This is a genomic window from Meridianimaribacter sp. CL38, from assembly GCF_004328055.1.
Classification (GTDB): Bacteria; Bacteroidota; Bacteroidia; order Flavobacteriales; family Flavobacteriaceae; genus Gaetbulibacter_B; species Gaetbulibacter_B jejuensis.
The window spans coordinates 341,580-366,770 of the sequence record NZ_QKWS01000001.1; the positions used below are offsets into that span (position 1 = coordinate 341,580).

Here is a 25,191-nt window from a genome sequence, read left to right on the forward strand (position 1 = left end):
AACAAAAAGCAAACTATTTACTCCTCGGGAAAACCATTTAGATTTAAAGTTTCAAACTCATTTTTATCATTTTCAAAAATTAAAAATGCTTTAAATTCAGGATGTGATTGAAGAAAGTCTTTTACACCCTCAATTCCCATAGCTTGAAAAGCTGTTGCATAAGCATCAGCTGTCATACAATCTTTTGCAATAACTGACACACTTAACACATTGGTTTTAGATGGATAACCTGTTTTTGTATCAATAATATGAGCATATCTGTTACCATTTTCATCAACTTTAAATTTTCTATAGGTACCAGAAGTTGCCATAGCTTCATCTTTAATACTTATTGCTTTTAATATAGACTGTTCACCATCAAATCTAGGTTGATCTAAGCCAACTTTCCAATTACTATCCTTTTCAGCATTTATACCCTTACTTCTTATCTCACCTCCTATTTCAACTAGATAATTATCAACTTTTTTCTGTTCTAAAAAATTAGCAATAACATCTACTCCATAACCTTTTGCTATAGCATTAAAATCTATAAATGCACCTTTCAGTTTCAAAATCTTATTATCAACTCTATTCACTTTATCAAAACCAACATATTGCATAAGGCTATCAATTTTTAAGCTATCTAGTGCAACTATTTTTCCTTGCGGACCAAAATCCCATGCGTTTACAACAACACCTATGGTTGGATCAAAAGCGCCTTGAGTGTTGTTATAAATAACTTTAGATGCATTAAAAACGGTTATAAAATGGTCGTCAATAGAATTGCTCTCGTTTCGGTTTATTTTAGAAATATCAGAATCTGGAATATAGGTAGATAATGAGGTATTAATTACCGCAAAAAGACTATCAAATGACTTGGTATAGTCAACGTCTTTATCATAAATAACTGAGTAACTAGTACCAAATACATCACCTGATAATTTAGTGTTTGAAGGTCCTTTTTCACATGTAAAAAAAACTGATGCAATCAGTAAAAAAATTAAAACTTGTTTCATTAGTTAAGATGTGTTTCAATCACCTGAATACCATTATACTCTATAAGATATTCTTCGTTAAAATATATTGGTAAATCTTCACCATTTGGATTTCCTAAACCAACACCAGCATAAAGTACTTTGGCATCCTTATCTGCTGCGTGTTTTTTAAAAGTTTCCATCCAAACAATGTCATAGTTATTTGGGTTTTCTGGCAACATTACAGCTCTTACAATCACAAAATAGTATTGACTGTTTTTATCAATACACACAAACTGTGGATGCTTTTTTAATTTGCTATTTATAGCAACAAACTCAAAGCCACGTTGCTCTAAATCTTTGCCAACATGGTTCATTGCTAAATTATGAAGTTCTTGTTTGGTAAGTGGTTTACTCATAACACAAAGATACGAACTTGCTATTTAAACCTCACAAATTTTGAATCGTAAAATGTATAGTTAGAGACAGGAATCACTGCGTCTTTTTCCAGTTTATACCAAGGTGAAATAGTACTATCTTCTAAGTTTTTTACCAAATGAACGCTTTGCGCTGGTGTATTTCCTTGAAAAAGCAAAAACAACTTGTCTCCTGTTTCGTTTACTATTTCATCACATATAATAGCTATATGTCCTGGTGTACCACCTTTAATGAGCATATCTCCAATTTGAAGCTTACTTACGTCATTAATCTTAGGAAGTTCATTGTAAAGCGATAAAGTTCCTGAATAGGTATAAATAAGATTTAAGTACTTATAAAAATTTGTTTTAGAATGGTCTTTAGTTGCTGTTTTATGAAAACTTACTTTGTTACCATCTATTTTTGGTCTATAGCCTTCAGCGTATTTTAACCATGAGCAATAATGTCCAGAAGTAAAATTAAACCCAATTTCATCTTTTCGGTTATTGTCCCAAAGATACTCACTTCTTACTCTAATTAAAGCATCAGCACATTGTTGCAATCCGTTTTTTGGAACAGGTATTTCTAGCACTCCAACATGTCCACTTTGCCAAAAATATTGAGAGTCGTCATAATTAATAATCTTACTCCCAAAAGGCTTCAATTCATAATTTCTTAAATACTCTTGAAAACTCCCTTTGGCATACTCAACACGCTTAAAACCTACAGGTATATTAACTCTAGATTGAATTGTTAAACTATCCTTATTGACTAAATCTGGAGTTTTAATAGCTGATGAAATAATCTCTACTGATTTTTTCACTGGCTTAAACTGATACGCAAAAGCACCAACAACCACTAAAGCTAAAATGACAAGTAGTATTTTTTTCATATTGAAATAACGCTGTTTGTCTTTATTTTGGTATGCAAAACTTTAAATTGTGTATCTTTCTTAACGGATGAAACGATTAACTCAAATTTTATTACTGTCTCAAGCATTGATTCTTTCTTGTAAAGAAAAACAACAAAACCTACCTGATCCTTTGGAAGCTGGTTGGAAAGGAAAAGCTGTTTGTGAAGTTATTGAAAACAACCCAAAGCTAAGAGTATTAAAATGTACTTTTGCTCCAGGAGTTGGACATGAAAAACATTATCATAATCCTCATTTTGGTTATACCTTAAAAGGCAGTAAATTTAGAATTACCGATTACAAAGGTACTCGCGAAGTGAATGTACCCTCAGGATATAGCTTTAAAAAAGACAGCATAACTACTCACGAAGTTTTAAATATTGGTGACAGTACAGCTGTTTTTTTAATAATGGAATACAAATAAAAAAACCAGCACTTGATGCTGGTTTTTTTATTTAATTCAGAAGGTTTATTAACCTCCAAAGTCATCAAATCTAATGTGCTCATCTGGGATACCAAAATCCTCTCCCATTTTTTGAACTGCTTTGTTCATTAATGGAGGTCCACAGAAATATAACTCTATATCTTCTGGTGCATCGTGATGACTTAAGTAGTTATCAATAACACAATTGTGAATGAATCCTACAAATCCGTCTCCTGGTGCATCAATATTTTCTTTTACTTTCCAGTTATCTTCTTCTAATGGTTCAGATAAAGCTAAGTAAAACTTAAAGTTAGGGAAATCTCTTTCTAAAGCTCTAAAGTGCTCTAAGTAGAACAACTCACGTTTAGAACGTCCACCATACCAATACGTAACTTTACGTCCAGTCTTTAAGGTTTTAAATAAGTGATATAAGTGTGAACGCATTGGTGCCATACCTGCTCCACCACCAACATATAACATTTCAGATTCTGACTCATTGATGAAGAACTCTCCATAAGGTCCTGAAATAGTTACTTTATCTCCTGGTTTTTGATTAAAGATATAAGACGAAGCAACTCCAGGGTTTACATCCATCCAACCGTTTTTGTTACGATCCCATGGTGGAGTAGCAATACGAACGTTAAGCATAATATCTCGTCCTTCAGCTGGGTAAGAAGCCATAGAATAAGCTCTTTCAACTGTTTCGTCATTTTTCATTACTAATGGCCAAAGACCAAACTTATCCCATTCTGCTTGAAACTTATCTGGTGTTTCGTGCTCTTCAGGATGTGCAGTAATATCAATATCAGCATATTTTACTTCACATGGTGGAATTTCAATTTGAATATATCCACCTGCTTTATAGTTCATATCTTCTGGAATACGAACTACAAACTCTTTAATAAAAGATGCTACGTTATAGTTACGTACAACTTCTGCTTCCCATTTCTTGATACCAAATACTTCTTCTGGAATTGTAATTTCCATGTCTTGTTTCACCTTTACCTGACAAGATAAACGTGCTCCATGCTGTAACTCTTTACGCGTAAAGTGAGGCGTTTCAGTTGGAAGTGCTTCACCTCCACCTGATAATACATGACACTCACATTGAATACATGTACCACCTCCACCACAAGCTGATGGTAAAAATATTTTTTGGCTTCCTAAAGTTGTAAGTAAGCTTCCTCCTGAGGCAACCTCTATTTCTTTTTCACCATTAATTTTAATGGTCACTGGACCTGATGGTGATAATTTTTGTTTTACGAATAATAACAAACCTACCAATAGTAGTGTTACTATTAAAAAGGCCGCTACGGTTGCTAAAATTGTTCCTAATGTACCTGCTGCTAATATCATATTACTCGTTTATTGTAGTCGTGTTTTCAGCTAATTTTTGTTCTTTTTCTTTTACCTGTTCAACTTGTGCAGTTTCAGGCTCTTTTGTTGCTTCATCATCTCCACCAGTTAACATTCCTCCAAAACTCATAAACCCAATTGCCATTAAACCAGTAATAATGAATGTAATTCCTAATCCTCTTAAAGGAGCAGGAACATTTGAATAACGTATTTTTTCACGAATAGCTGCAATAGCAAGAATTGCTAAAAACCAACCAATTCCTGAAGAAATTCCATAATTAAACGCTAATCCAATACTTTCAATTTCTCTTGACTGCATAAATAACGATCCTCCAAGAATTGCACAGTTTACAGCAATAAGTGGTAAGAAAATACCAAGAGAGTTATATAATGATGGAGAAAACTTCTCTACCACAATTTCTACTAATTGTACCATTGTTGCAATTGTAGCGATGAACATGATAAATGACAGGAAGCTTAAATCGTAATCAGCATACTCTGCTCCTAACCACGTTAATGCTCCTGGTTGTAAAATGTATTGGTCCAATAACCAGTTTACAGGTACAGTTACTGCTAATACGAATATTACAGCTGCTCCAAGACCAACTGCAGTACTTACCTTTTTAGATACTGCAAGGTAAGAACACATTCCTAAGAACGTGGCAAATACCATGTTATCTATAAAAATTGATTTGAAAAATAATTCTAAATGTTCCATATTCTATATTTTGATGAAATTCTGAATCAAGTTCAGAATGACAAGTCAATTTTAGTCTTCTATTAAATCTTTGTTTCTACTACGTTGTACCCAAATAATGATACCTACAACTATCAATGCCATTGGTGATAATAGCATAAAACCGTTGTTTTCGTAACCAATAGCGTATAATCCTGTTTTTTCAATTGGGTCTCCTAATACTTTAAATCCTAATAAAGTACCAGAACCTAACAGTTCTCTAAAGAAACCTACAATAACAAGAATTACAGCATATCCTAAAGCGTTACCAATACCATCTAAAAATGATTTCCATGGTCCATTACCTAAAGCGAAAGCCTCAAAACGTCCCATAATGATACAGTTGGTAATGATTAATCCAATAAATACTGAAAGCTCTTTACTTAAAGAATACGCATATGCTTTCAACACTTGGTCAACAATAATTACCAATGCTGCTACAACTGTAAGCTGAACAATAATTCTAATCTTTGATGGAATAATATTACGGATTAATGAAATAACCACGTTACCTACTCCCATTACAAATAATACAGACAATGACATTACTATAGATGCCTTTAATTGTGCTGTAATAGCCAGAGCAGAACAAATACCTAATACTTGAATAGTAATTGGGTTGTTATCTGCTAACGGATCTGTTATTAATTTTGCGTCTTTTTTTGAAAGTAATCCCATAAGATTATTTGTTTAAGTTTTTAAAATAAGGTACATACAACGACAAGTCTCCTTTAATCATTGCTGCTACACCATCACCAGTTATTGTTGCTCCAGCAATAGCGTCTACTTCATTATCTGTCTTATCTTGGTTAGTTGGGTCAGCATTACTTTTTGACACTGCAACACCTTTAAAGTTTCCTTGGCTATCCAATAAATGCTCACCAATAAAGTCGTCCATAAAATAACGTTCTTTAATGTTTGCACCTAAACCTGGAGTTTCTCCTTTATGGTCAAAATAAGCACCTTGTATCACCATGTTTTCGTCCATAGCTATATATGCCCAAACAGCATCCCAAAGCCCTTTACCTCTTATTGGAGCGATGTAGTACGTTTTACCGTCTTTTTCTCCTACAAATAATGGCAATCTTCTTTTAGAAGCATCTCCTTTAGCTTTTTCTTTTTTGATATCAATTAAGTAAGCTTCATCATTTTCGGTTACATCACCATTTAAAATAACATATTGTTTTGTGATGTATTTGTTAAATAATTCTGGTGCTACATCAGTAGATACAAAGTTTGCACTACTCTCGTCATTTTCATTTACACCCATTGCATATAGGATGTTTTGCTGCATTTCCAACTCAACATTTTTTGTAATTGTAGGTTTAAGTGATGCTGCTGTAAAAGCTAACAAAGCACCTACTACTACTACCATTCCTATGGCAAACAATACTGTATATACGTTGCTATCTGTTTTATTACTCATTTTAAGCTGTTTTTGCTTTTAAACGTTTCATTCTTCTTTTCACATTTCCTTGAACCACGTAGTGATCAATTGTTGGTGCAAACACATTCATTAATAGAATTGCAAGCATTACACCTTCTGGATATGCTGGGTTGAATACTCTAATTAATATTGAAATGAATCCGATTAAGAATCCGTAAATCCATTTTCCTTTGTTGGTTTGTGAAGCCGTTACAGGATCGGTTGCCATAAACACAGTACCAAACGCAAACCCACCAATTAGTAAGTGATGCCAAAACTCAGTACTCATTAATCCATAAAACTTGCTTCCTTCTCCTATCCATCCTGCATCTACAACACCATTGAAAATTAATCCCATTGCCAATGCACCAAGTACAGATGACAACATAATTCTCCAGCTTCCTATTTTAGTAAAGATTAAGAATAAACCTCCTAAAAGAATTAATACTGCTGAAGTTTCACCTACTGAACCAGGAATTAATCCTGTAAACATATCCCAAACAGAATAGGTTATTTCTTTTCCTTGTGCTAAACTTCCTAAAATAGTTTCACCCGAAATAGCATCAAGATTCTCACCTGCAGCAATAGCTTTATCTCTTGCTACAGCGCCATGAACCCATACTTTATCTCCAGACATCCAAGTAGGATATGCAAAGAATAAAAAGGCACGAATAGTTAATGCAGGGTTAAGAATATTCATTCCTGTTCCTCCAAACACTTCTTTACCAATTACAACACCAAAAGCTACAGCAACTGCTAACATCCATAATGGTGTATCTACTGGTACAATTAGTGGCACAAGCATACCTGTAACTAAGTAACCTTCTTCTACTTCGTGACCTTTAATTACTGCAAAAACAAACTCAATTGCTAGACCAACTCCGTAAGACACAATTACCAGTGGTAATACTTTCCAAAGTCCTATTACTAAGTTATCCCAACTCCAAAATACAGAGTCAAAAAAACCTGTAGCTTGACTAATTTCTCCTAAAGCTAAATAATGTTGGTAACCAGCATTGAACATACCAAAAATTAAACATGGAATCAATGACATGATAACCGTGTTCATGGTACGCTTTAAATCGTCAGCTACTTTTATATGAGTACCACCATGAGTAGTCTCGTTAGGTAAGTATAAAAACGTATGTAATGCGTTAAACGCAGGCGCCATTTTGGTGCCTTTATACTTTTCTTTTAAGTTATGTAAATTACTTTTTAAGCTCATTATCCTATCTCTTTAAGCATTAAGTCTAAACCTTGTCTAATTATTTTTTGGTGTGGTTGTTTAGACACACAAATAAACTCTGTTAAGGCAAAATCTTCAGGTGCAACTTCATACATTCCTAAAGCTTCCATTTCGTCTAAATCTTGATACATACATGCTTTAAGAATTTGCATTGGATATATATCTAAAGGAAAAACCTCTTCGTAACTTCCTGTTACTACAAACGCACGATGTTCACCATTTGTGTTGGTATTTAAATCGTACTTTTTCTTAGGGTTTAACCAAGAAAACGTCATCGCTCTTGAAGTAGAAATCTTATTGAATACAGGTTTATTCCATCCAAAAAACTCGTAGTCATCACCTTCAGGAATAACCGTTACTGTATTACTGTAATAGTCTAGAGCACCATCTGGTTTAATTTGTTTTCCTGACAATACGTTTCCTGATATAATACGGTCATTACCATCTTTATCAACACCATTGTCATAAACCATAGTTGCTATTTCGCTTCCTATTTTTGTTTTAAAATATCTTGGTTTTTTAACCGATGATCCAACCAAAGCAACAATACGCTCTGCATTGAATTTACCAGTTAATAACAATTCACCAATAACAACTAAATCTTGTGGATTAATCGTCCAAACTACTTCACCTTTGTTTATTGGGTCAATTTTATTGATTTGAGTACCAACGTTTCCTGAAGGATGTGGTCCTGACACTTTATGTAGTGTAATACCTGATAATCCTGCAAGTGGTGAATTGGAATTTTTACCAACCGACACGTGTACTTGTCCTTCAGTTAATTTCCCTAAAGCTGTTATTGCTGCTTGCATTTCAGCTTCTTTACCTTGAAGTACATAATCGTAGTCTGCTGCTAAAGGAGCTGATGCGTAACCTGATACAAATATCGCTTTAGGCGACTTGTTTGGGTTTGCAATAACATCGTAAGGACGTTGTTTAATAAATGGCCAACAACCAGAAGCTAACAAGTGTGCTTTCACTTTATCAGCATCGGCAGCATCTAAATTAAACTTACCAAAGTCAACATACGTTTGCTCTTTGTCTGCTTGAATTTTAATTGCCATAATTCGTCTTCTCTCTCCACGAGCAACCTCAACAACTTCACCAGAAACAGGAGACACAAACTTCATGTCTTCGGCATCTTTGTTGTAAAATACAGTTTCACCTGCTTTAACTTTAGTGCCTTCTTTTGCTACAAGTTTAGGAATTATGCTATGGAAATCTTCTGGCCTGATAGTGCAGTAATTGCTGATAATGGCATTTTCTGTCGTTTTCTCAGCGTCACCTTTAAGGTTTATGTTCAGACCTTTTTTAATCTTAATGTCGTTTGACATATGTTTGATATTGAAATTAATTGTCTAAAAAATCGCTGCAAATTTACGAATTAATAGCTAAAAATAATTTGAAAACACCTCAAGTTATTTATTTATATCAATTCTAAATAACAAAAATTAATTAGGCATAAAATTTGTGTATCTTTACAGAGACAACCGTATAATTTTGATGACAAAGACCATACAGCTTTTAATATTTTTAATTTGCCTACCTCTTTTAACTTTTGGGCAAATTGAAGAAACCAATCCTCCTGAGTATATTAGCACTATAACTTTTAAAGGAAACACCTCTGAAAGTCAACTGCCTATACTCCGTTTAGGCGAGCCTTTAATACTAGAGTTTGATGCTTTAAATGGTGATGAGGCCGATTTTTACTACGAAATAGTGCACTATAATTTTGATTGGACGCCTTCTCAACTGGTAAAGTCTGAATACCTAAGTGGTTTTGACAACCAGCGTATTCGCGATTATGAAAACTCTTTTAACACGTATCAAATTTATTCGCACTACAAGCTTCAAATACCAAACGCGCAAACTCGTGGTATTTTAAAAAGTGGTAACTACATGATTTTTATATATGATGATTATGATGAGTTGATGTTTTCACGAAAATTTATGGTTTATGAAGATATTGTAAACGTTGGTGTTACTATAAAACGCTCAAGAGATGTAAAATTCATTAACGAAAAACAATCGGTTGATTTTGTAATTGCGACCAATAATGTCAATTTCAACAACCCAATGGAAACCATAAAAACGCTAGTCATTCAAAATAATAATTTAAATACAGCTATCTCAAACCTAAAACCACAATATGTTTTAGGAAATGAACTCATGTATAGATACAATACAGAATCTAGCTTTTGGGCTGGAAATGAATATTTGTTTTTTGAAAACAAAGATGTTAGGGTTGCCAACGTTGGCGTACAGTTTATTGACCTCAAGGAGATTTACCACAACTACCTGTTTACAAATGAAGAGAGAGCTAGCAGACCATACACTTATAATCCTGATATTAACGGTAATTTTCTTATAACAGCTGTAAATACTGACAATGTTACCATTGAAGCCGATTACACTATGATGCATTTTTCATTGCTTTACCCTGAGCTTTTAGACGGAAAATCCATATACGTTTATGGTAATTTCAACAACTACGCGTTAGACAACATGAATAAAATGGTTTACAATCCTGAAGCTGAAGTTTACCAAACCTCATTTAAGCTTAAACAAGGATTCTACAACTATAAATATGTTGTAGTTGACGACAAAGGAACTCTAGATGAAGGTGCAATAAGTGGAAACTTTTACCAAACCGAAAACAACTACAAAGTACTAGTGTATTATAGAGATTTGGGTGCGCGTTTTGATAGGTTGATTGGTTTAGGAGAAGGTACTTCAGTGAATATTTCCAATTAAATAGAAGACACTCTTTTGCTAGAAAGGATTTCTCCTTTGTAAGTATCGTAGCTTAGATTTTTTTTGATAAAGGTCTTTGACTGTTCATCAAAATAACTGCAAGATTCTATAGGTTTTGCATAAAGATGCAAGCTAATTGTTCTTCCTTTTGAATTGTTTTTTAACTTATGCAAACCAATTGCATCATTAATATAAGCTTGTTGTTGATTAGCTATTCTTCGAATTCCTTTAGGTTCAACGTCGTCATTTTCATGCTTCTGGTACTGCACTTCTTCTATTTCGCCTTCTATTAAATACATCCAGCACTCTTCACCACTATGACAATGTATTGGTGTTTCTTGACCAGCTTCCCAACACAATAAAATCAATTCAAAATTGTCGCTTTTATAAATACCATTTCTAACATACTTTTTAGTTGACCAGTTTAGATATTCATCTAACACATTTTTATCTAAAACTAAATTTTTAAAAATGGTTTTGTAATTATCCTTTGAAGATTGAGACAAAGCATTTATTAATTCATTTAAAGTAAATATAGGTTTCAATAGCTATAAATTTAAATTTTAATATTTTTAATGTTTCTTGAAGTCCTTAAAGCCAATTAGCCCAATTTATGAATAAAGATTTAAAATTGTTTAATGAGTTAGCAGAAATCCTTCTTAAAGAAGAAAAACAACAACCTGTAGCAAAACCTATAGACACTGATAAGCTCTATAAAACTTTAGACCTTTCGCTCAATGAACACCCAAGTTTAGACGAAGACTTAAAAAAAACATTACTAGAAATTATAAAAAGTACTCCTAAAACTGCTTCAACATCGTTTTTCAATCAGCTTTTTGGCGGCCGAATGAGTAAAGCTACATTAGGTGATTTGTTAGCTGTTATGCTTAACAACAGTATGTACACTTATAAAGTTGCAGGACCGCAAGTTGGTATTGAAAAAACCATATTACATAACATTTGCGATATAATTGGATATGACAAGTACAGCGATGGCACTTTTGCTCCTGGTGGCTCTATGAGTAATTTTATGGCTATGGTAATGGCTAGAGACAAACATAACAGCACTGTAAGAACTGCTGGCGTAAACAACAAAATGATTGTTTATACTTCAGAAGTTTCACATTACTCCATTAATAAAAATGCTGCATTAATGGGAATTGGAAGAGACCAAGTAAGACAAGTTAAGGTTAATGCTGAAGGACAAATGCTTGCTAGCGACCTTGAACTTAAAATCAAAGAAGATTTAGCAAACAACAACCAACCCTTTTTTGTCAATGCTACAGCAGGCACAACGGTTTTAGGTGCTTTTGATAACGTTGAGGAAATAAGCCCTATTTGTAACACATATAATTTATGGTTACACCTTGATGGTGCTTATGGAGGATCGGTTATTTTTAGTAAAAAGTACAAACACTTAGTGAGTGGTATTGAAAAAACAGATTCGTTTAGCATCAATGCTCATAAAATGCTAGGGACACCTCTAAGCTGTTCGATAATTGTTGTTCAGGATAAAAAATATTTAAATCAGTCATTTTCTAACGATGCAGAATATTTATACCAAACTGATGGTGATGATTTCAATTTAGGAAAAACATCATTGCAATGCGGAAGGAGAAATGATGCTTTAAAATTTTGGACACTATGGAAATCGGTTGGCACTACTGGTTTAGAAAAAATAGTTGATAAGCAATTTGAAATAGCCGATTATGCTAGAGATTATATAAAAGCGCATCCTGACTATACACTTTATAGTTTTGAAGACTCCATATCAGTTTGTTTCAATTACAAAACTATTGATGCCAAAACACTTTGTACCAAACTTTATGAAAGTGCAGAATTAATGGTAGGCTATGGTTCTTTTAACGACACTGACTTTATTAGGCTCGTTACCATAAACAGTTCTATTGATAAAAACGATATCTCAAACTTTTTCAAATCCTTAGAAACGTTCGTTAAAACTGAAAATTTAGCATAACAAAGAAAAAATAGTGTTAAGTTGTTAAAAATTAGTCTATTTGTTGTGAAATAATAGCGACTAAAAGAAAATATTATTATATTTAACAACTATCATTGTTCTAATCCCCACATGGTACAACAAGTTACAAGCGGAATAAAAATTTCAGTAGAGACAACCTTTGAGGGCACTTTTTATAAAAATTATAAAGTGCATTTTGCTTTTGGGTACAAAGTAACTATTGAAAACCAAAGTAAAGATTCAGTTCAGCTTAATTCCAGATACTGGAAAATAATGGACGCATTAAACAATACCGAAATTATAGAAGGTGAAGGTGTTATTGGCAAGAAACCTGTTTTAAAACCAGGAGAATCGCACACATACAATTCTGGATGTTTACTAACCTCTCCTTTTGGCGCAATGCAAGGCTACTACAACATGGTAAACTTTACCAACACCAATAAGTTTAAAGTTATTATTCCTTCTTTTAAGCTAAGCGCTCCTTTTGCTCTTAATTAGTACTTTTTAAGAAAATCAAATTTATAAACAACTTGGTTTTGCTCAACATGAAAAAACTTACAGTTTGAGTAATGTATAAATTCATATTCTAAGGTAGAATCAAATCCTTTTTGGTTAATAATATAAATACCATCAACATCAATAGTTCCGTAAGGCGAAATTCTTCTAAAACGATATTCCATCTCGTTAGTGAAATCATGTAATTCAAACCAAGCTCCAGCTGCAATACCACTTAACCATTGCGCATGATCTTCTTTTTCAGCATTGTGTTTAGGTTCTATAGTTCCTATTACACTAGGATTATAACCTTTCAGCCTATCTAAAAACAAACGTCTATTTTCTTTACCTACTGTAGAATTAAACTTTGAAATCGCTCCAGTTTCTGAAACCAAAAACACATCTCCAACAGTTTTAGCAAGTACAACATTACCTATTGTGCTTGGTGTAAACCATTTAGATTTTATCAATTTCTTTTTAATTGACTTATTAGTGACACTCGCAATTAGTGCATCGGTCACAAAACGCGCACAATTACAAGCCTCTTTAATAAAAGCAGCATAACGTATAAAATGTTTGTTTTGCATTTTAGTAATATGTGTTCGCGCCAAATCATAATTCACTTCATCACAAACCGAAGCATACAATGTTCCATCACCATGAGTTAGCTTAGGATGTGTTCCTAAAAATTGAAGAATCTCATCTAGGTTAACTATTGTACCATTTTCTATTATAGCCTCTAAAGGAAATCTTAGTTCGTGATCGGTATCCATCCCTCTAACCCTACCATTAGGTTCAGAAGTAATATATCTACCAAAATCATGATACTCCAATACTCCAGTAGCTTTGTCAATAAGTACCAAGGCTGCATGACCAGCACGCACATGTGTTTTACTTCCTATTCCTATATATTTTAAAAGAGGCGAATACCACTCTTCTGCATGAGATACAATGGTTTCAGGATAAGCAAGCGTTAAAATTATTCCGCTATTAATCATTCATTAGGGATTTCTGTTGAAACATGAACACATTTGTCAAAAATAAAGCAAACAACTTACAAAAAAATAACCAATACTTTAACTTCGATTTAAAAAAGCATCTTCATTTAAGTCCTTAAAAAATTGTAACTTTGCACATCAAAAATTTATACCATAAATCATTAAAATAAAATCATGGGAAAAGGATTCTTTAACGTACCAATAGCTGTAAACGAACCTGTAAAATCGTATGCTCCAGGATCTCCTGAAAGGGAAGCTGTTTTAAAAGCATACAAAGAAATGTTCAGTAGCAAAGTAGATGTACCTTTATATATCAACGGAAAAGATGTTGAAACAGGTAACACCAGAACCATGTCGCCTCCTCATGATCATCAACATATTGTGGGAACGTATCATTTAGCTGAAAAATCTCACGTAGAAGAAGCTATAGCAACTGCACTTGAAGCAAGAAAAACGTGGTCTCAACTACCTTGGGAACATCGTGCTGGTATCTTTTTAAAAGCTGCCGAATTAATCGCAGGTCCTTACAGAGCCAAAATAAATGCTGCTACAATGATAGCGCAATCTAAAACAATTCACCAAGCAGAAATTGATTCGGCTTGTGAACTGATAGATTTCTTACGTTTTAATGTTCAGTTTATGACTGACATTTATATGGACCAACCAGAAAGCACAAGCGATGCTTGGAACCGTATTGAATACCGTCCGTTAGAAGGATTCACTTACGCAGTTACACCATTTAACTTTACTGCTATTGCTGGAAACTTACCAGCTTGTATGGCTTTAATGGGAAATGTTGTTGTTTGGAAACCAAGTGATAGCCAAATTTACTCTGCAAAAGTTATCATGGATGTATTTAGAGAAGCTGGTGTTCCTGATGGTGTTATCAACGTTGTGTTTGGAGATCCTGTTATGATTACTGATACAGTAATGGCTAGTCCTGATTTTTCTGGATTACACTTTACAGGTTCTACACACGTTTTTAAAGACCTTTGGAAACAAATAGGAAACAACATTCACAACTACAAAACCTATCCAAGAATTGTAGGTGAAACTGGAGGAAAAGATTTCATCGTTGCCCACAAATCTGCAAATGCTAAACAAGTAGCAACTGCTATTGTTCGTGGTGCTTTTGAATTTCAAGGACAAAAATGTAGTGCAGCATCTAGAGCTTATATTCCTTCAAACCTTTGGGAAGACGTTAAAAACTTTGTAATAGAAGATGTTAAATCATTTAAAATGGGTTCTCCAGAAGATATGAGCAACTTTATTACAGCTGTTATTCACGAAGGCTCGTTTGATAAATTAGCAAAGTATATTGATGGTGCAAAAGCTGATGCAGACGCTGAAATTATTGTAGGTGGAAACTATGACAAGTCTAAAGGATATTTTATTGAGCCAACAGTTATAGTGACTACAAACCCAAAATACACAACCATGTGTACAGAATTATTTGGTCCTGTAATTACAATTTATGTATATGATGAAAACCAATATTCTGAAACTTTAAAATTAGTTGACGAAACTAGCGAATACGCATTAACAGGTGCCATTTTAGCAACAGACAGATATGCTATTGATGAGGCTACAAAAGCATTACAAAATAGTGCAGGTAACTTCTATATCAATGACAAACCTACAGGAGCTGTTGTTGGTCAACAACCTTTTGGTGGCGCAAGAGCATCAGGAACCAATGACAAAGCTGGTTCTGCTCAAAACTTATTACGTTGGGTATCACCAAGAATGGTAAAAGAAACTTTTGTAACTCCTACAGATTACAGGTATCCATTTTTAGGATAAGAAATACTATTTTTCAAGACTATAAATCCTCAAACCTTACCGTTTGAGGATTTTTTTTGCACTTCATCCTAAAACATTAAATAACACCTCTTTAACCAAATGTAACTTTGTATCTTGAAGGCATTAATTCAAATTAATTATCCATGATGAAAAATTACTTTTTGCTATTATTAGTATTTCCTCTCTTTGTTCAAGCTCAAACTGTAGAGTTTGAATCTTCAATTACTGCCGATTTATCAGCCTATTCAGGAACTGCAAGTTTTGCTGGATTAGGTGAATATGAAATATTTCCTGATTTTGTTGACGGAATACTTGATAAACCCATTATTCTTGTAGATGGATTTGATCCAGGAGACACAAGAGATATTAATGGTCTTTACAGCTTATTAGATTTCACAGGAACTAGTGGTGCTCAAAATCTTGCTGATCTTGTTAGAGCTGAAGGTTTTGATGTTGTAGTTTTAAACTTTCCACAATATTTGAGATTATCTGATAATACATTGCTAAATGTTGATGATGCTACCGATACCAATGCTGATATGGTTATTGATGAGTTAGATTACCCTGGAAGCACATTAATTGATGGTGGAGCTGATTTTATGGAACGTAACGCTATGCTTCTAGTGGAATTAATCAATACACTTAACGCTAATAAAGTAGGCGAAGAAGAACTGGTTATTATTGGTCCAAGCATGGGAGGATTAATTTCAAGATACGCATTAAACTACATGGAAAACCAAACTATTGACCACGAAACAAGACTTTGGATTTCTTTTGACGCACCACACCATGGAGCTAATGTTCCTTTAGGATTTCAACACCAATTTAACTTTTTAGCTTTTGGTCTTGGAGAAGATTTAAACGTTGCTGAATTACAACCAGTAGTAAATGGTCTATTAAAATCATCAGCCGCAAGACAATTATTGGTTGATCATTTAGAACCGCATTTAGCATCAGGTAGCGACGTAGAGTTTGACCCAACAAAGCTTCTTCCTGAGCCACATCCTTTTAAAATAATATTTGATGCCAATATAAACAGCTTAACTCCAACAGGATTTCCTCAAAACACTAGAAATGTATCTATTATAAACGGTAGCGGAATAGGATCTCCTTACAAAGCAAAAGATGGTGTTACTAATGTTACTCCAGGATTTACGGTAATTGACGATACTTTTAATGTTCCTGACGCACCTCTTCCTACGACAGCACAAATTGGCGTTAACTTAACTCCAGCAACAGTTGATGGAAGTCAATTAATTAGTAAAATATTAGTTGAAGCTAATTTCTTTGGAACCATAACAATTTTTGATATCGAAGTGAATGCACAAGCTCCTAGCTTTTCAGATGGTGTTGATGCTGCTTCTGGTGGGCTTTTTGACTTAGGTGGCTTTACTGATGGTTTAGGCTCTGAAGGTTTAGTTGGCGATTTTATTGCTGCCTTACAAATTGATAAATTCAACTTTATACCATCTGTAAGTGCGATGGCTTTAGAGTCAACCAACAACGAAATTAACTGGTATCACAACATCAATCTAAGCAACGACAGTACAGAAGACACTACAAACAGCACACCTTTTGTTAACTGGTACATGCCAACAGATAATGAAAATCATGTTCAATTAACTGAAGCAAATGTACTTTTTGCATTAGATGAAATTATGCCTGAAACATTATCAAACTCTGAATTTGATAATGTAGCTACACTAAAAATTGGTAAAAACCCAATTGATCACGAGTTATTAATTTTAAGCAATTCAACCGTTAATGACGCTACAATATCTTTAATTGATATTACTGGAAAATTAGTTTATAATACCACAAACACAACGTTAAATAGCAGAACTACTATTCCTTTAAATTTAGACTCTGGAGTGTATGTTTTAAATATTGAAAATAAAGAAGGTATCAGTTACAAAACAAAAATTGCAGTTAAATAACTTCAAAACTTATAGAAATAAAAAAAAAGCCGAACGTTGCGTTCGGCTTTTTTTTATCCTTTAAACTTCATTGGCAAATGCACCACTTTTTTGGTTTCAAAAAAAGGTTCAGAATAAAATTCAGTTAAATCATACAAGGTTGCCGTTCGGTAATCTTTTAACTCTTCTGATAAATCACCTCCTTTAAGATATAAGATTCCATTCTTCAAATTGTGATTCTGTGTTTTAGCAATTTTACCTTTTACCCAATGTACAAAAGTAGGCATAGCAGCTACAGCTCTACTTACAATAAAATCATAGGTATCATTAATTTCTTCAACGCGAGTATGAGTGGTTTTCACATTAGTTAATCCCAATCCTTCCACAACTTCATCAACCACTTTAAGCTTTTTAGCAATACTGTCTACCAAATGAAATTGAGTTTCAGGAAACATAATTGCCAAAGGAATTCCAGGAAATCCACCTCCTGTTCCAACATCCATAACTTTTGATCCTGCTTTAAACTCTATCACCTTTGCAATAGCTAAAGAATGAAGCACATGCCTTAAATACAGTTCATCAATATCTTTTCTTGAAACTACATTTATTTTAAGGTTCCAATCTTGATACAATGATTCTAGTTTTTGGAATTGCTGAATCTGATCTTCAGATAGATCTGGAAAATATTTCAGTATTAACTGCATTTTATTCAATTTTCAACAAAAGTATACATTTTTGTGTGGATATTTTTAGCATTTATATAACTATGTCGCAGCTTTTATTATTTATATTTGCTCCTTGATATGCGTTGGCCCTAAACTTTGCATACTCAAAAAAAACTAATAGCATGACAAATCAAACATTATCATTTTCAAGAAAAGATCCCGCAAAATTTTTTAGAACCCTAAACAAGCGCGTAAACGACTACTTTAAAGAGAACGATATAAAACGTACTGGTAACTGGAAAATTTGGGTTAAAACTGTGGTGATGTTCACTCTATTCTTACTGCCTTATTTTTTAATTCTCACAATAAGCAGCATTCCTGGTTGGGCTCAATTATTATTAACTGTAGTTATGGGAATTGGTATGGCAGGAGTTGGAATGAACGTAATGCACGACGGTAACCATGGTTCATTCTCTAACAAAGAGTGGGTAAACCGCTTAATGGGAAGTAGTATTTACATTTTAGCAGGTAATGTGTATAACTGGAAAGTTCAACACAACGTATTACACCACACATATACTAATATTCATGGGCATGACGAAGACTTAGAAGCTGGACGTATTTTAAGATTTTCTAAACATGCAAAGTGGTACAAGCACCATAAATTTCAGCATTATTATTCTATTTTACTATATGGACTACTTACTATAAATTGGGCAATTACTACCGATTGGCAACAGATGAAACGTTATATGAAACGTAAACTGTCTTATGGTAAATTTCCAAACCCTGTAGTAAACTGGAGCAAACTTGTAATTTCAAAAATTATTTATGTTAGCATATGGATTGTATTACCTATGTTGATTTTGGATATTGCTTGGTGGAAAATACTTATCGGATTTTTTGTAATGCACTATGTTGCAGGATTAATTTTAAGTGTAGTATTTCAATTAGCTCATGTTATGGATGAAGCTGAAATGCCTCTTCCTGAAGAAAACGGAACCATGAAAAATACTTGGGCAATTCATCAACTTAAAACCACAGTTAATTTTGGAACAAAAAACAGAATTGTAAACTGGTTTACAGGTGGATTAAACCATCAAGTTGAGCATCATATTTTTCCTCACATTAGCCATGTGCATTACACCAAAATCTCTAAGATTGTAAAGGAAACAGCAAAAGAATTCAATTTACCATACAAAGAATATAAGACAACAAGAAAAGCGATCATTGCTCATTTTAAATTTTTAAAAGAAATGGGAATGAAGCCTTCATTACAGCAAGCTTAATTAAAAAACGTAAATGAACAACCAACTATCCGACAGAATTAACAGCCTACCAACTTCTGCAACGTTGGCAATGGCTGCAAAAGCAAGAGAACTAAAAACCAAAGGTATTGATGTTATTGGGCTAAGTCTTGGAGAACCAGATTTTAATACTCCAGATTTTATCAAAGAAGCAGCAATACAAGCCATAAACGACAACTACAATTCCTACACTCCTGTAGACGGTTATGTAGAGTTAAAAGAGGCTATTTGCTTAAAATTCAAAAGAGATAATAACTTAAACTACTCACCTAACCAAGTGGTAGTTTCTACTGGTGCAAAACAATCAATTGCTAATGTAGCTCAAGTACTTTTAAATCCTGGTGACGAAATACTTTTACCAGCTCCTTATTGGGTAAGCTACTCTGCAATTGCAACACTTTGCGAAGCAACTTATAAAGAGATTCCTTCTACTATTGAAAACGATTTTAAAATCACTCCTCAACAGTTAGAAGACGCAATTACACCAAAAACCAAAATGGTGTTTTTCAACTCTCCTAATAACCCAAGTGGTAGCATTTATTCTGAAGAAGAATATAGAGCTTTAGCTAAAGTTCTTGAAAAATACCCAGATATTTTCATCCTTTCTGATGAGATTTATGAGCACATAAGCTATGGTGCAAAAAACTTTAGTTTTGCTGCTATACCAAGCATGTACGATAGAACAATTACCGTAAATGGTGTTGCTAAGGCATTTGCAATGACAGGTTGGAGAATAGGATATATTGGAGCTCCTGAATGGATTGCTAAAGCTTGTAACAAAATGCAAGGTCAAATTACATCAGGCGCTAACTGTATAGCTCAACGTGCTGTAATTACTGCGCTTACAGAGTCTCCTGAAAGAGTACAGTATATGGTTGATGAATTTAAAACCAGAAGAGGCCTAATGCTAGACTTATTAAATGATATTGAAGGTTTTAAAACTAATGTGCCAGAAGGCGCTTTTTACGTATTTCCTAATGTATCTTACTACTTCGGGAAGACTTTAAAAGGAAAGACAATTAACAATGCAACAGATTTTTCTTTATTCCTATTAGAAGAAGCTCACGTTGCAACCGTTACAGGAGAAGCCTTTGGAAATTCTGATTGTATTAGAATATCTTATGCTGCTTCACAAGAACAAATAAAAGAAGCTATAAAACGCATTAAAACTGCATTAAGCTAATAATAGCTGACAAAATATACAATTAATAAAAAATCCGCTTGTTAAGCGGATTTTTTTCATCTTACTATAAAGTATATAAACAAACTCAACAGTATAGTAAAAAGTATTGCAATCTTAATAAAACGCTGTTTACGTTCTTTTATTAATCGTTCTTTTATCTCTTCTAAAACCTCAGGTGTAGCTTCAGGGAAATCATATTCAGTTTTGCGTTTATTATCATAACCTCCTAAGGTTTTCTTAAACTTATCACGTTTGTTGCGCATTTTCTCATTATTTTTGAGAATAGTAATCATAGATTGCGCAGATCCTCCAAAGCCCATAATTTCTAGGTTTTAAAATGTTAATACTAAACTATACAATCCCTCTTCAATAGTTTTATACTATTGAATATATAAAGGGTAAAAAGTCAGTTTTGTGTTTAGCTTACAAAAGCTGTAAAGTTCATATTCTGCGTTAAGCCTACAGAATCGCTGTTAGAAGAACAACAAAAACAGAAAGTTTTAATATTGTCGCTACGCTAGAAGTTTTAATAAACTGTCGTGTTTTGATACGATGTTTGTTTCCGAAAATAGTATTAGAGTTTAGCGCTTTTAAATTTCTCTTTACTATTTGTTTGTAGTTAGAATTAAGTAATCCTTCTTGTTTCTCAAAACCCTGTTTGGGATGAGGTTCTAAATCTTGTACTGTTAAAACTAATTCCATAATTTTTTGGTTTAATTGGTTACACATATATGACGCATGACAAAATATTTTGTTACACTACAAAACCTTAAAACCTTAAAATTCAACACATAAAACTCATTAAAAGCCTTATAAAATCTAATGTTTTTAGAATTTTATTTTTTTATGAAATTTATCTATTTCTCCAGAAAAAAGGTGTTAGTAATATTAAAACTGTAAACAGTTCTAAACGTCCAATAAGCATTAAAAAAGATGCCCACCATTGTGCTAAAAGCGGTAAAGCTGCATAATTATTTACTGGACCAAAATTTCCTAAAGCTGGTCCAACATTACCTAAACTAGAAGCTGCCAAACCAATGGAAGATTCAAAATCTATTTGAAACATTGAGAAGACCAAAGCACCAACAATAAAAGACAACATATACAAAATGAAAAAACCAAGTATGTTGAATACAATCTCACCTTGTATTGATCTTTTATTATATCTAACAGGAAGAATCGCATTAGGATGCAATGCGCGTTTAAACTCTAAAAAACCGTTTTTAATTAAGATAAGATGTCTAACCACTTTAACACCACCAGATGTACTACCTGCTGAACCACCTAAAAACATTAACCCAAAAAAGAAGACTACCAAAAATGGCGACCAAAGTGTATAATCAGCTGTAATAAAACCTGTAGTAGTCACAACACTCAATACCTGAAACAACGCATGCCTAAAACTGCTTTCAGCCTTTCCCCAAACCATTGGATGCTCAATAGAAGACAATGATGCATCAGCATTAAAATAGATGATTACTGCTGCGATAATTGTAAAAATAGCAATGAATTTAAAGTACAATTTAAACTCTTCATCTTGAATTGCCTTTTGCACTTTACCCTTAAATGCAAAGTAGCTCAACACAAAGTTTGTCCCTGCCAAAAACATAAACACAATAATAATGTATTGAATAATAGGTTGTCCATTCCAGTAAGCAACACTAGCATTTTTAGTAGAAAATCCACCTGTTGACAACGTACACATAGAATGATTTAACGCATCAAAAAACGACATTCCTGCTACTTTAAGTAAGATAGTTTCAGCAGCTGTATATCCAAAATAAATTAACCATAAACGCTTAGCTGTATCAGTAATTCTTGGGTGTAGCTTATCTGCACTTGGTCCTGGAGCTTCAGCAGCAAACATTTGCATACCTCCTATTCCTAATAAAGGTAAAATAGCAATTGCCAAAACTATAATTCCCATACCTCCAATCCAGTGCGTTGTACTTCTCCAGAACAACACACCTTTAGGCACAACTTCAATATCATTTAAAATTGTGGCTCCTGTAGTGGTATAACCAGACATGGTTTCAAAAAAAGCACTTGTAAACTGTGGAATGGTACTGGTTAACAAATAAGGTAACGACCCTGAAAGTGCCATTACTATCCAACCAAAAGCTACAACAATGTAACCCTCTCGTTTGTTCATTTCCTTTCGGTGATTCTTGGTGCCAACCATTAAAAACACACCTACTAAAAGCACTAAAGCACCAGATAACAATAGCTTTACTGTAACGCCATCTTTACAAATTAAACTTACCAATGCAGCCAACAGCATAAAACCACCATTACATAACAGTAATAATCCAAAAAAGTGAAAAATGATTTTATAGTTAAGTTTCATCAGTAGTTTTTTGTTTTGGCTTAATAAAAGAATTTTTCAACCTCAGCAATTACTCTTGGCAAAAAGCACACTACAACTCTATCTCCTTCTGAAATTTTAAAACTACCAAGAGGTATCAGTCCTTCACCATGCCTAATAACTCCACCAATAATTGCAGCTCTAGGAAAATCTAAATCCTTAATTAACTTATTGCAAATTTTAGAATTAGAGTTTACAACAAACTCCAACATTTCAGCATTCATATTGTTGAGCTTAGTCATAGCAACAACCTCGCCTTTACGTATGTATCTAAAAATATTGTTTGCAGCAAGAAGCTTTTTATTAATAAGTGTATCAATACCTATAGATTGCGAAAGCTGAAAATAATCCATGTTCTCAACCAAAGCTATAGTTTTTTTCACACCTCTAGATTTTGCAACCAAACACGACATGATGTTGGTTTCAGAATTACCTGTTACAGAAATAAATGCATCCATACTATCAATGTTTTCTTCTTCAAGAAGCTCAACATTTCTACCATCTCCATTTATAATTAATGCATTAGGAAGCTCATCGGCTAAGTCAAAAGCATTTTTCTTATCCTTTTCAATAAGTTTTACTTTAAACTTACCTACACATAAACTTTTTGTAGTTTGAAAACCAATTTTTCCACCACCAAGTATCATTACATTTTTTACTTCGGTTTTCACCTTACCCGAAAGTTCAAAAAGTTCTTGATCTCCTCCTTTTGAAGTAATAAATACTACTTTATCACCTTCTTTAAATTGAGTATCTCCTCTTGGAATAATTGTGTATTGTGTTCCAAAGCGTTGAATTGCTATTGGTACAAAGTGTAATTCTGAAAACGCTTCGGCAGCTTCTTTTACTGTTTTATCAACAAAAGCAGCAGTTCTTGAAAGCCTTAAACTTAGCATTGTTAGCGCTCCATCTTCAAACTCATAACTGTCATTAAACGCATACTGATTAAGCAAAAGCTCAATTTCAGAAGCCGCTAACGACTCTGGAGAAATCAACTCGTCAATACCAAATTTAGAGAACCCAACTTCTTCTTTTTGGTCTATAAATTCAGCATTAGAAATTCTTGCAATAGTACGTTTTGCACCTAATTGTTTAGCGAGTACGCTAGCAGTAATATTTGTAGTTTCAGAAGATGTTACAGCTATAAAAAGCTCTGCAGTATTGATTCTAGCATCTTTTAAAACAGCAATTGAAGTGGCATCTCCTTTTATTACTCTTATGTCTAAGTGATTATTGGCGTAGGTTAAACTCTCCTTATCAGAATCTATAAGTGTAATTTCTTGCGACTCATAGGATAATAATTTTGCCAAATGAAACCCTACCTCACCTGCTCCAGCAATAATTATTTTCATTGGTTTGAATATTCAAAAAAACAAGCAAATATAGTATAAATTTGCATTAGCAATGTTTGTTTTTAGTTTATAATTGTGTTACCCTTTAAAGGTACGGATATTTGAGGCATAATTAAAATCTCAAATAATCATATTATTTAATACTAATGTATTGTCATATATTTGCCAAAAAAAATAATGACTGTAAAAATTAAGCCATATAAAGATAGTGACCTGAACAAAAAGCAACAGGTTACTAAAATGTTTGATACTATCTCTAAAGATTATGATGGACTTAATAGAGTTATTTCTTTTGGCATTGATATAAAATGGCGAAATAAAGTAGTTGATATTGTATCAAAATCTAAACCTAACACTATTCTTGATATTGCAACAGGTACTGGAGATTTGGCTATTAGCCTAACCAAAACTAATGCTAAAGAAATTATAGGATTAGACATTAGCGAAGGTATGCTTGAAGTTGGAAAGCAAAAAATAGCTAACAAGCAACTTGATGACACTATTAAAATGATTATTGGTGACTCTGAAAACTTACCATTTGACGATAATACTTTTGATGCCATTACAGTTGCCTTTGGCGTGAGAAACTTTGAAAACCTTGATAAAGGACTTTCTGAGATTTTACGAGTTTTAAAACCTAACGGAACATTTGTAATTCTTGAAACATCAGTTCCTACTAAAACGCCTTTTAAACAAGGCTATAAATTTTACACTAAATATATTTTACCTACTATTGGAAAAATATTTTCAAAAGACCGTTCAGCTTATTCATATTTAAGCGAATCGGCTTCTATTTTTCCACATGGTGAAGCTTTAAACAATATTTTACGTAAAAATGGGTTTATAGATGTCAGTAATAAACCTCAAACACTTGGTGTTGCTTCAATTTATATAGCATCTAAATCTTAAT

The 25,191-nt window shown here is 33.4% G+C and carries 25 protein-coding genes; 9 read left to right on the plus strand and 16 right to left on the minus strand.

Features of this window, described 5'->3' with window-relative positions; translation table 11 throughout:
* Positions 1-17: 17 nt before the first annotated feature.
* The 3 genes from DMZ43_RS01680 to DMZ43_RS01690 are packed head-to-tail and all read right to left on the minus strand — an operon-like array spanning position 18 to position 2,262.
* Positions 18-995, minus strand: a complete 978-nt coding sequence (locus tag DMZ43_RS01680) for an FAD:protein FMN transferase (RefSeq protein WP_131505949.1) — start codon at positions 993-995, stop codon at positions 18-20.
* Positions 995-1,372, minus strand: a complete 378-nt coding sequence (locus DMZ43_RS01685; RefSeq protein WP_131505950.1) for a Na(+)-translocating NADH-quinone reductase subunit F — start codon at positions 1,370-1,372, stop codon at positions 995-997. Before DMZ43_RS01685 ends, DMZ43_RS01680 begins: the two co-directional genes overlap by 1 nt.
* Positions 1,373-1,392: 20 nt before the next feature.
* On the minus strand, positions 1,393-2,262 hold the full coding sequence (locus DMZ43_RS01690) for a DUF4846 domain-containing protein (protein ID WP_131505951.1): 870 nt from the start codon (positions 2,260-2,262) through the stop codon (positions 1,393-1,395).
* 67 nt (positions 2,263-2,329) lie between these two features.
* Between DMZ43_RS01690 and DMZ43_RS01695 the strand changes: the two genes are divergently transcribed.
* Complete coding sequence (locus DMZ43_RS01695; protein WP_131505952.1) at positions 2,330-2,704, plus strand: cupin domain-containing protein; 375 nt, start codon at positions 2,330-2,332, stop codon at positions 2,702-2,704.
* 48 nt (positions 2,705-2,752) lie between these two features.
* Here DMZ43_RS01695 and nqrF read toward each other — a convergent pair whose 3' ends face one another.
* Genes nqrF through DMZ43_RS01725 form a run of 6 tightly spaced genes read right to left on the minus strand, consistent with a single transcriptional unit; the run spans position 2,753 to position 8,802 of the window.
* Positions 2,753-4,060, minus strand: coding sequence for an NADH:ubiquinone reductase (Na(+)-transporting) subunit F (nqrF, locus tag DMZ43_RS01700; RefSeq protein WP_131505953.1), 1,308 nt, complete (start codon positions 4,058-4,060; stop codon positions 2,753-2,755).
* 1 nt (position 4,061) lies between these two features.
* Positions 4,062-4,778, minus strand: a complete 717-nt coding sequence (gene nqrE / locus DMZ43_RS01705) for an NADH:ubiquinone reductase (Na(+)-transporting) subunit E (RefSeq protein WP_129759266.1) — start codon at positions 4,776-4,778, stop codon at positions 4,062-4,064.
* 51 nt (positions 4,779-4,829) lie between these two features.
* Positions 4,830-5,474 carry an NADH:ubiquinone reductase (Na(+)-transporting) subunit D gene (locus tag DMZ43_RS01710; RefSeq protein WP_129759267.1) on the minus strand — a complete coding sequence of 215 codons (645 nt, stop codon included), beginning with the start codon at positions 5,472-5,474 and terminating at the stop codon, positions 4,830-4,832.
* Positions 5,475-5,478: 4 nt separating this feature from the next.
* Positions 5,479-6,222: a Na(+)-translocating NADH-quinone reductase subunit C gene (locus DMZ43_RS01715; protein ID WP_129759268.1), complete on the minus strand. Its 744-nt coding sequence runs from the start codon at positions 6,220-6,222 to the stop codon at positions 5,479-5,481.
* Position 6,223: 1 nt separating this feature from the next.
* Positions 6,224-7,447: an NADH:ubiquinone reductase (Na(+)-transporting) subunit B gene (locus DMZ43_RS01720; RefSeq protein WP_131505954.1), complete on the minus strand. Its 1,224-nt coding sequence runs from the start codon at positions 7,445-7,447 to the stop codon at positions 6,224-6,226.
* Complete coding sequence (locus tag DMZ43_RS01725) at positions 7,447-8,802, minus strand: Na(+)-translocating NADH-quinone reductase subunit A (RefSeq protein WP_129759270.1); 1,356 nt, start codon at positions 8,800-8,802, stop codon at positions 7,447-7,449. The genes DMZ43_RS01720 and DMZ43_RS01725 overlap by 1 nt, the downstream gene beginning before the upstream one ends.
* Positions 8,803-8,971: 169 nt before the next feature.
* Here DMZ43_RS01725 and DMZ43_RS01730 point away from each other — a divergent pair, with 169 nt between their 5' ends.
* Positions 8,972-10,222, plus strand: coding sequence for a DUF5103 domain-containing protein (locus DMZ43_RS01730; protein ID WP_129759271.1), 1,251 nt, complete (start codon positions 8,972-8,974; stop codon positions 10,220-10,222).
* On the opposite strand, the gene DMZ43_RS01735 is transcribed toward DMZ43_RS01730, so the two are convergent.
* The gene (locus tag DMZ43_RS01735; protein ID WP_131505955.1) at positions 10,219-10,767 is read right to left on the minus strand and encodes a cysteine dioxygenase family protein; all 549 of its coding nucleotides are present in this window, start codon (positions 10,765-10,767) and stop codon (positions 10,219-10,221) included. The genes DMZ43_RS01730 and DMZ43_RS01735 overlap by 4 nt on opposite strands.
* 68 nt (positions 10,768-10,835) lie before the next feature.
* Between DMZ43_RS01735 and DMZ43_RS01740 the strand changes: the two genes are divergently transcribed.
* Both DMZ43_RS01740 and apaG read left to right on the plus strand, forming a co-directional pair.
* A complete protein-coding gene (locus DMZ43_RS01740; protein ID WP_131505956.1) occupies positions 10,836-12,200 on the plus strand; it encodes a pyridoxal-dependent decarboxylase in 1,365 nt (454 codons plus the stop codon).
* 111 nt (positions 12,201-12,311) lie between these two features.
* Entirely contained in the window at positions 12,312-12,698 is a 387-nt protein-coding gene (gene apaG, locus DMZ43_RS01745; protein WP_129759274.1) for a Co2+/Mg2+ efflux protein ApaG, read from the plus strand.
* Here apaG and DMZ43_RS01750 read toward each other — a convergent pair.
* The gene (locus DMZ43_RS01750) at positions 12,695-13,693 is read right to left on the minus strand and encodes a DUF6695 family protein (RefSeq protein ID WP_131505957.1); all 999 of its coding nucleotides are present in this window, start codon (positions 13,691-13,693) and stop codon (positions 12,695-12,697) included. The genes apaG and DMZ43_RS01750 overlap by 4 nt on opposite strands.
* A 174-nt stretch (positions 13,694-13,867) precedes the next feature.
* Here DMZ43_RS01750 and pruA point away from each other — a divergent pair, with 174 nt between their 5' ends.
* Both pruA and DMZ43_RS01760 read left to right on the plus strand, forming a co-directional pair.
* Positions 13,868-15,493 (plus strand): L-glutamate gamma-semialdehyde dehydrogenase, encoded by a 1,626-nt coding sequence (gene pruA, locus DMZ43_RS01755; RefSeq protein WP_131505958.1) that lies wholly within the window; start codon positions 13,868-13,870, stop codon positions 15,491-15,493.
* Positions 15,494-15,636: 143 nt separating this feature from the next.
* Positions 15,637-17,430 carry a T9SS type A sorting domain-containing protein gene (locus DMZ43_RS01760; protein WP_131505959.1) on the plus strand — a complete coding sequence of 598 codons (1,794 nt, stop codon included), beginning with the start codon at positions 15,637-15,639 and terminating at the stop codon, positions 17,428-17,430.
* Positions 17,431-17,483: 53 nt separating this feature from the next.
* On the opposite strand, the gene rsmG is transcribed toward DMZ43_RS01760, so the two are convergent.
* The gene (gene rsmG / locus DMZ43_RS01765) at positions 17,484-18,113 is read right to left on the minus strand and encodes a 16S rRNA (guanine(527)-N(7))-methyltransferase RsmG (RefSeq protein ID WP_131505960.1); all 630 of its coding nucleotides are present in this window, start codon (positions 18,111-18,113) and stop codon (positions 17,484-17,486) included.
* 143 nt (positions 18,114-18,256) lie between these two features.
* On the opposite strand from rsmG, the gene DMZ43_RS01770 reads away from it, so the two are divergent.
* Positions 18,257-19,363 carry an acyl-CoA desaturase gene (locus DMZ43_RS01770; protein ID WP_129759279.1) on the plus strand — a complete coding sequence of 369 codons (1,107 nt, stop codon included), beginning with the start codon at positions 18,257-18,259 and terminating at the stop codon, positions 19,361-19,363.
* A gap of 13 nt (positions 19,364-19,376) precedes the next feature.
* Positions 19,377-20,564, plus strand: coding sequence for a pyridoxal phosphate-dependent aminotransferase (locus DMZ43_RS01775; protein WP_187347832.1), 1,188 nt, complete (start codon positions 19,377-19,379; stop codon positions 20,562-20,564).
* A 56-nt stretch (positions 20,565-20,620) separates the two neighbouring features.
* Here DMZ43_RS01775 and DMZ43_RS01780 read toward each other — a convergent pair whose 3' ends face one another.
* From DMZ43_RS01780 to trkA, 4 genes are all read right to left on the minus strand, one after another.
* Entirely contained in the window at positions 20,621-20,884 is a 264-nt protein-coding gene (locus tag DMZ43_RS01780) for a hypothetical protein (RefSeq protein WP_131505961.1), read from the minus strand.
* Between the two features lie 139 nt (positions 20,885-21,023).
* Positions 21,024-21,266, minus strand: a complete 243-nt coding sequence (locus DMZ43_RS01785) for a hypothetical protein (protein ID WP_131505962.1) — start codon at positions 21,264-21,266, stop codon at positions 21,024-21,026.
* Between the two features lie 151 nt (positions 21,267-21,417).
* Positions 21,418-22,911, minus strand: coding sequence for a TrkH family potassium uptake protein (locus DMZ43_RS01790; RefSeq protein WP_131505963.1), 1,494 nt, complete (start codon positions 22,909-22,911; stop codon positions 21,418-21,420).
* Between the two features lie 20 nt (positions 22,912-22,931).
* Positions 22,932-24,281: a Trk system potassium transporter TrkA gene (gene trkA, locus DMZ43_RS01795; protein ID WP_131505964.1), complete on the minus strand. Its 1,350-nt coding sequence runs from the start codon at positions 24,279-24,281 to the stop codon at positions 22,932-22,934.
* A 177-nt stretch (positions 24,282-24,458) separates the two neighbouring features.
* Between trkA and ubiE the strand changes: the two genes are divergently transcribed.
* Positions 24,459-25,190, plus strand: coding sequence for a bifunctional demethylmenaquinone methyltransferase/2-methoxy-6-polyprenyl-1,4-benzoquinol methylase UbiE (ubiE, locus tag DMZ43_RS01800; RefSeq protein ID WP_131505965.1), 732 nt, complete (start codon positions 24,459-24,461; stop codon positions 25,188-25,190).
* The last annotated feature ends 1 nt before the right edge of the window (position 25,191 follow it).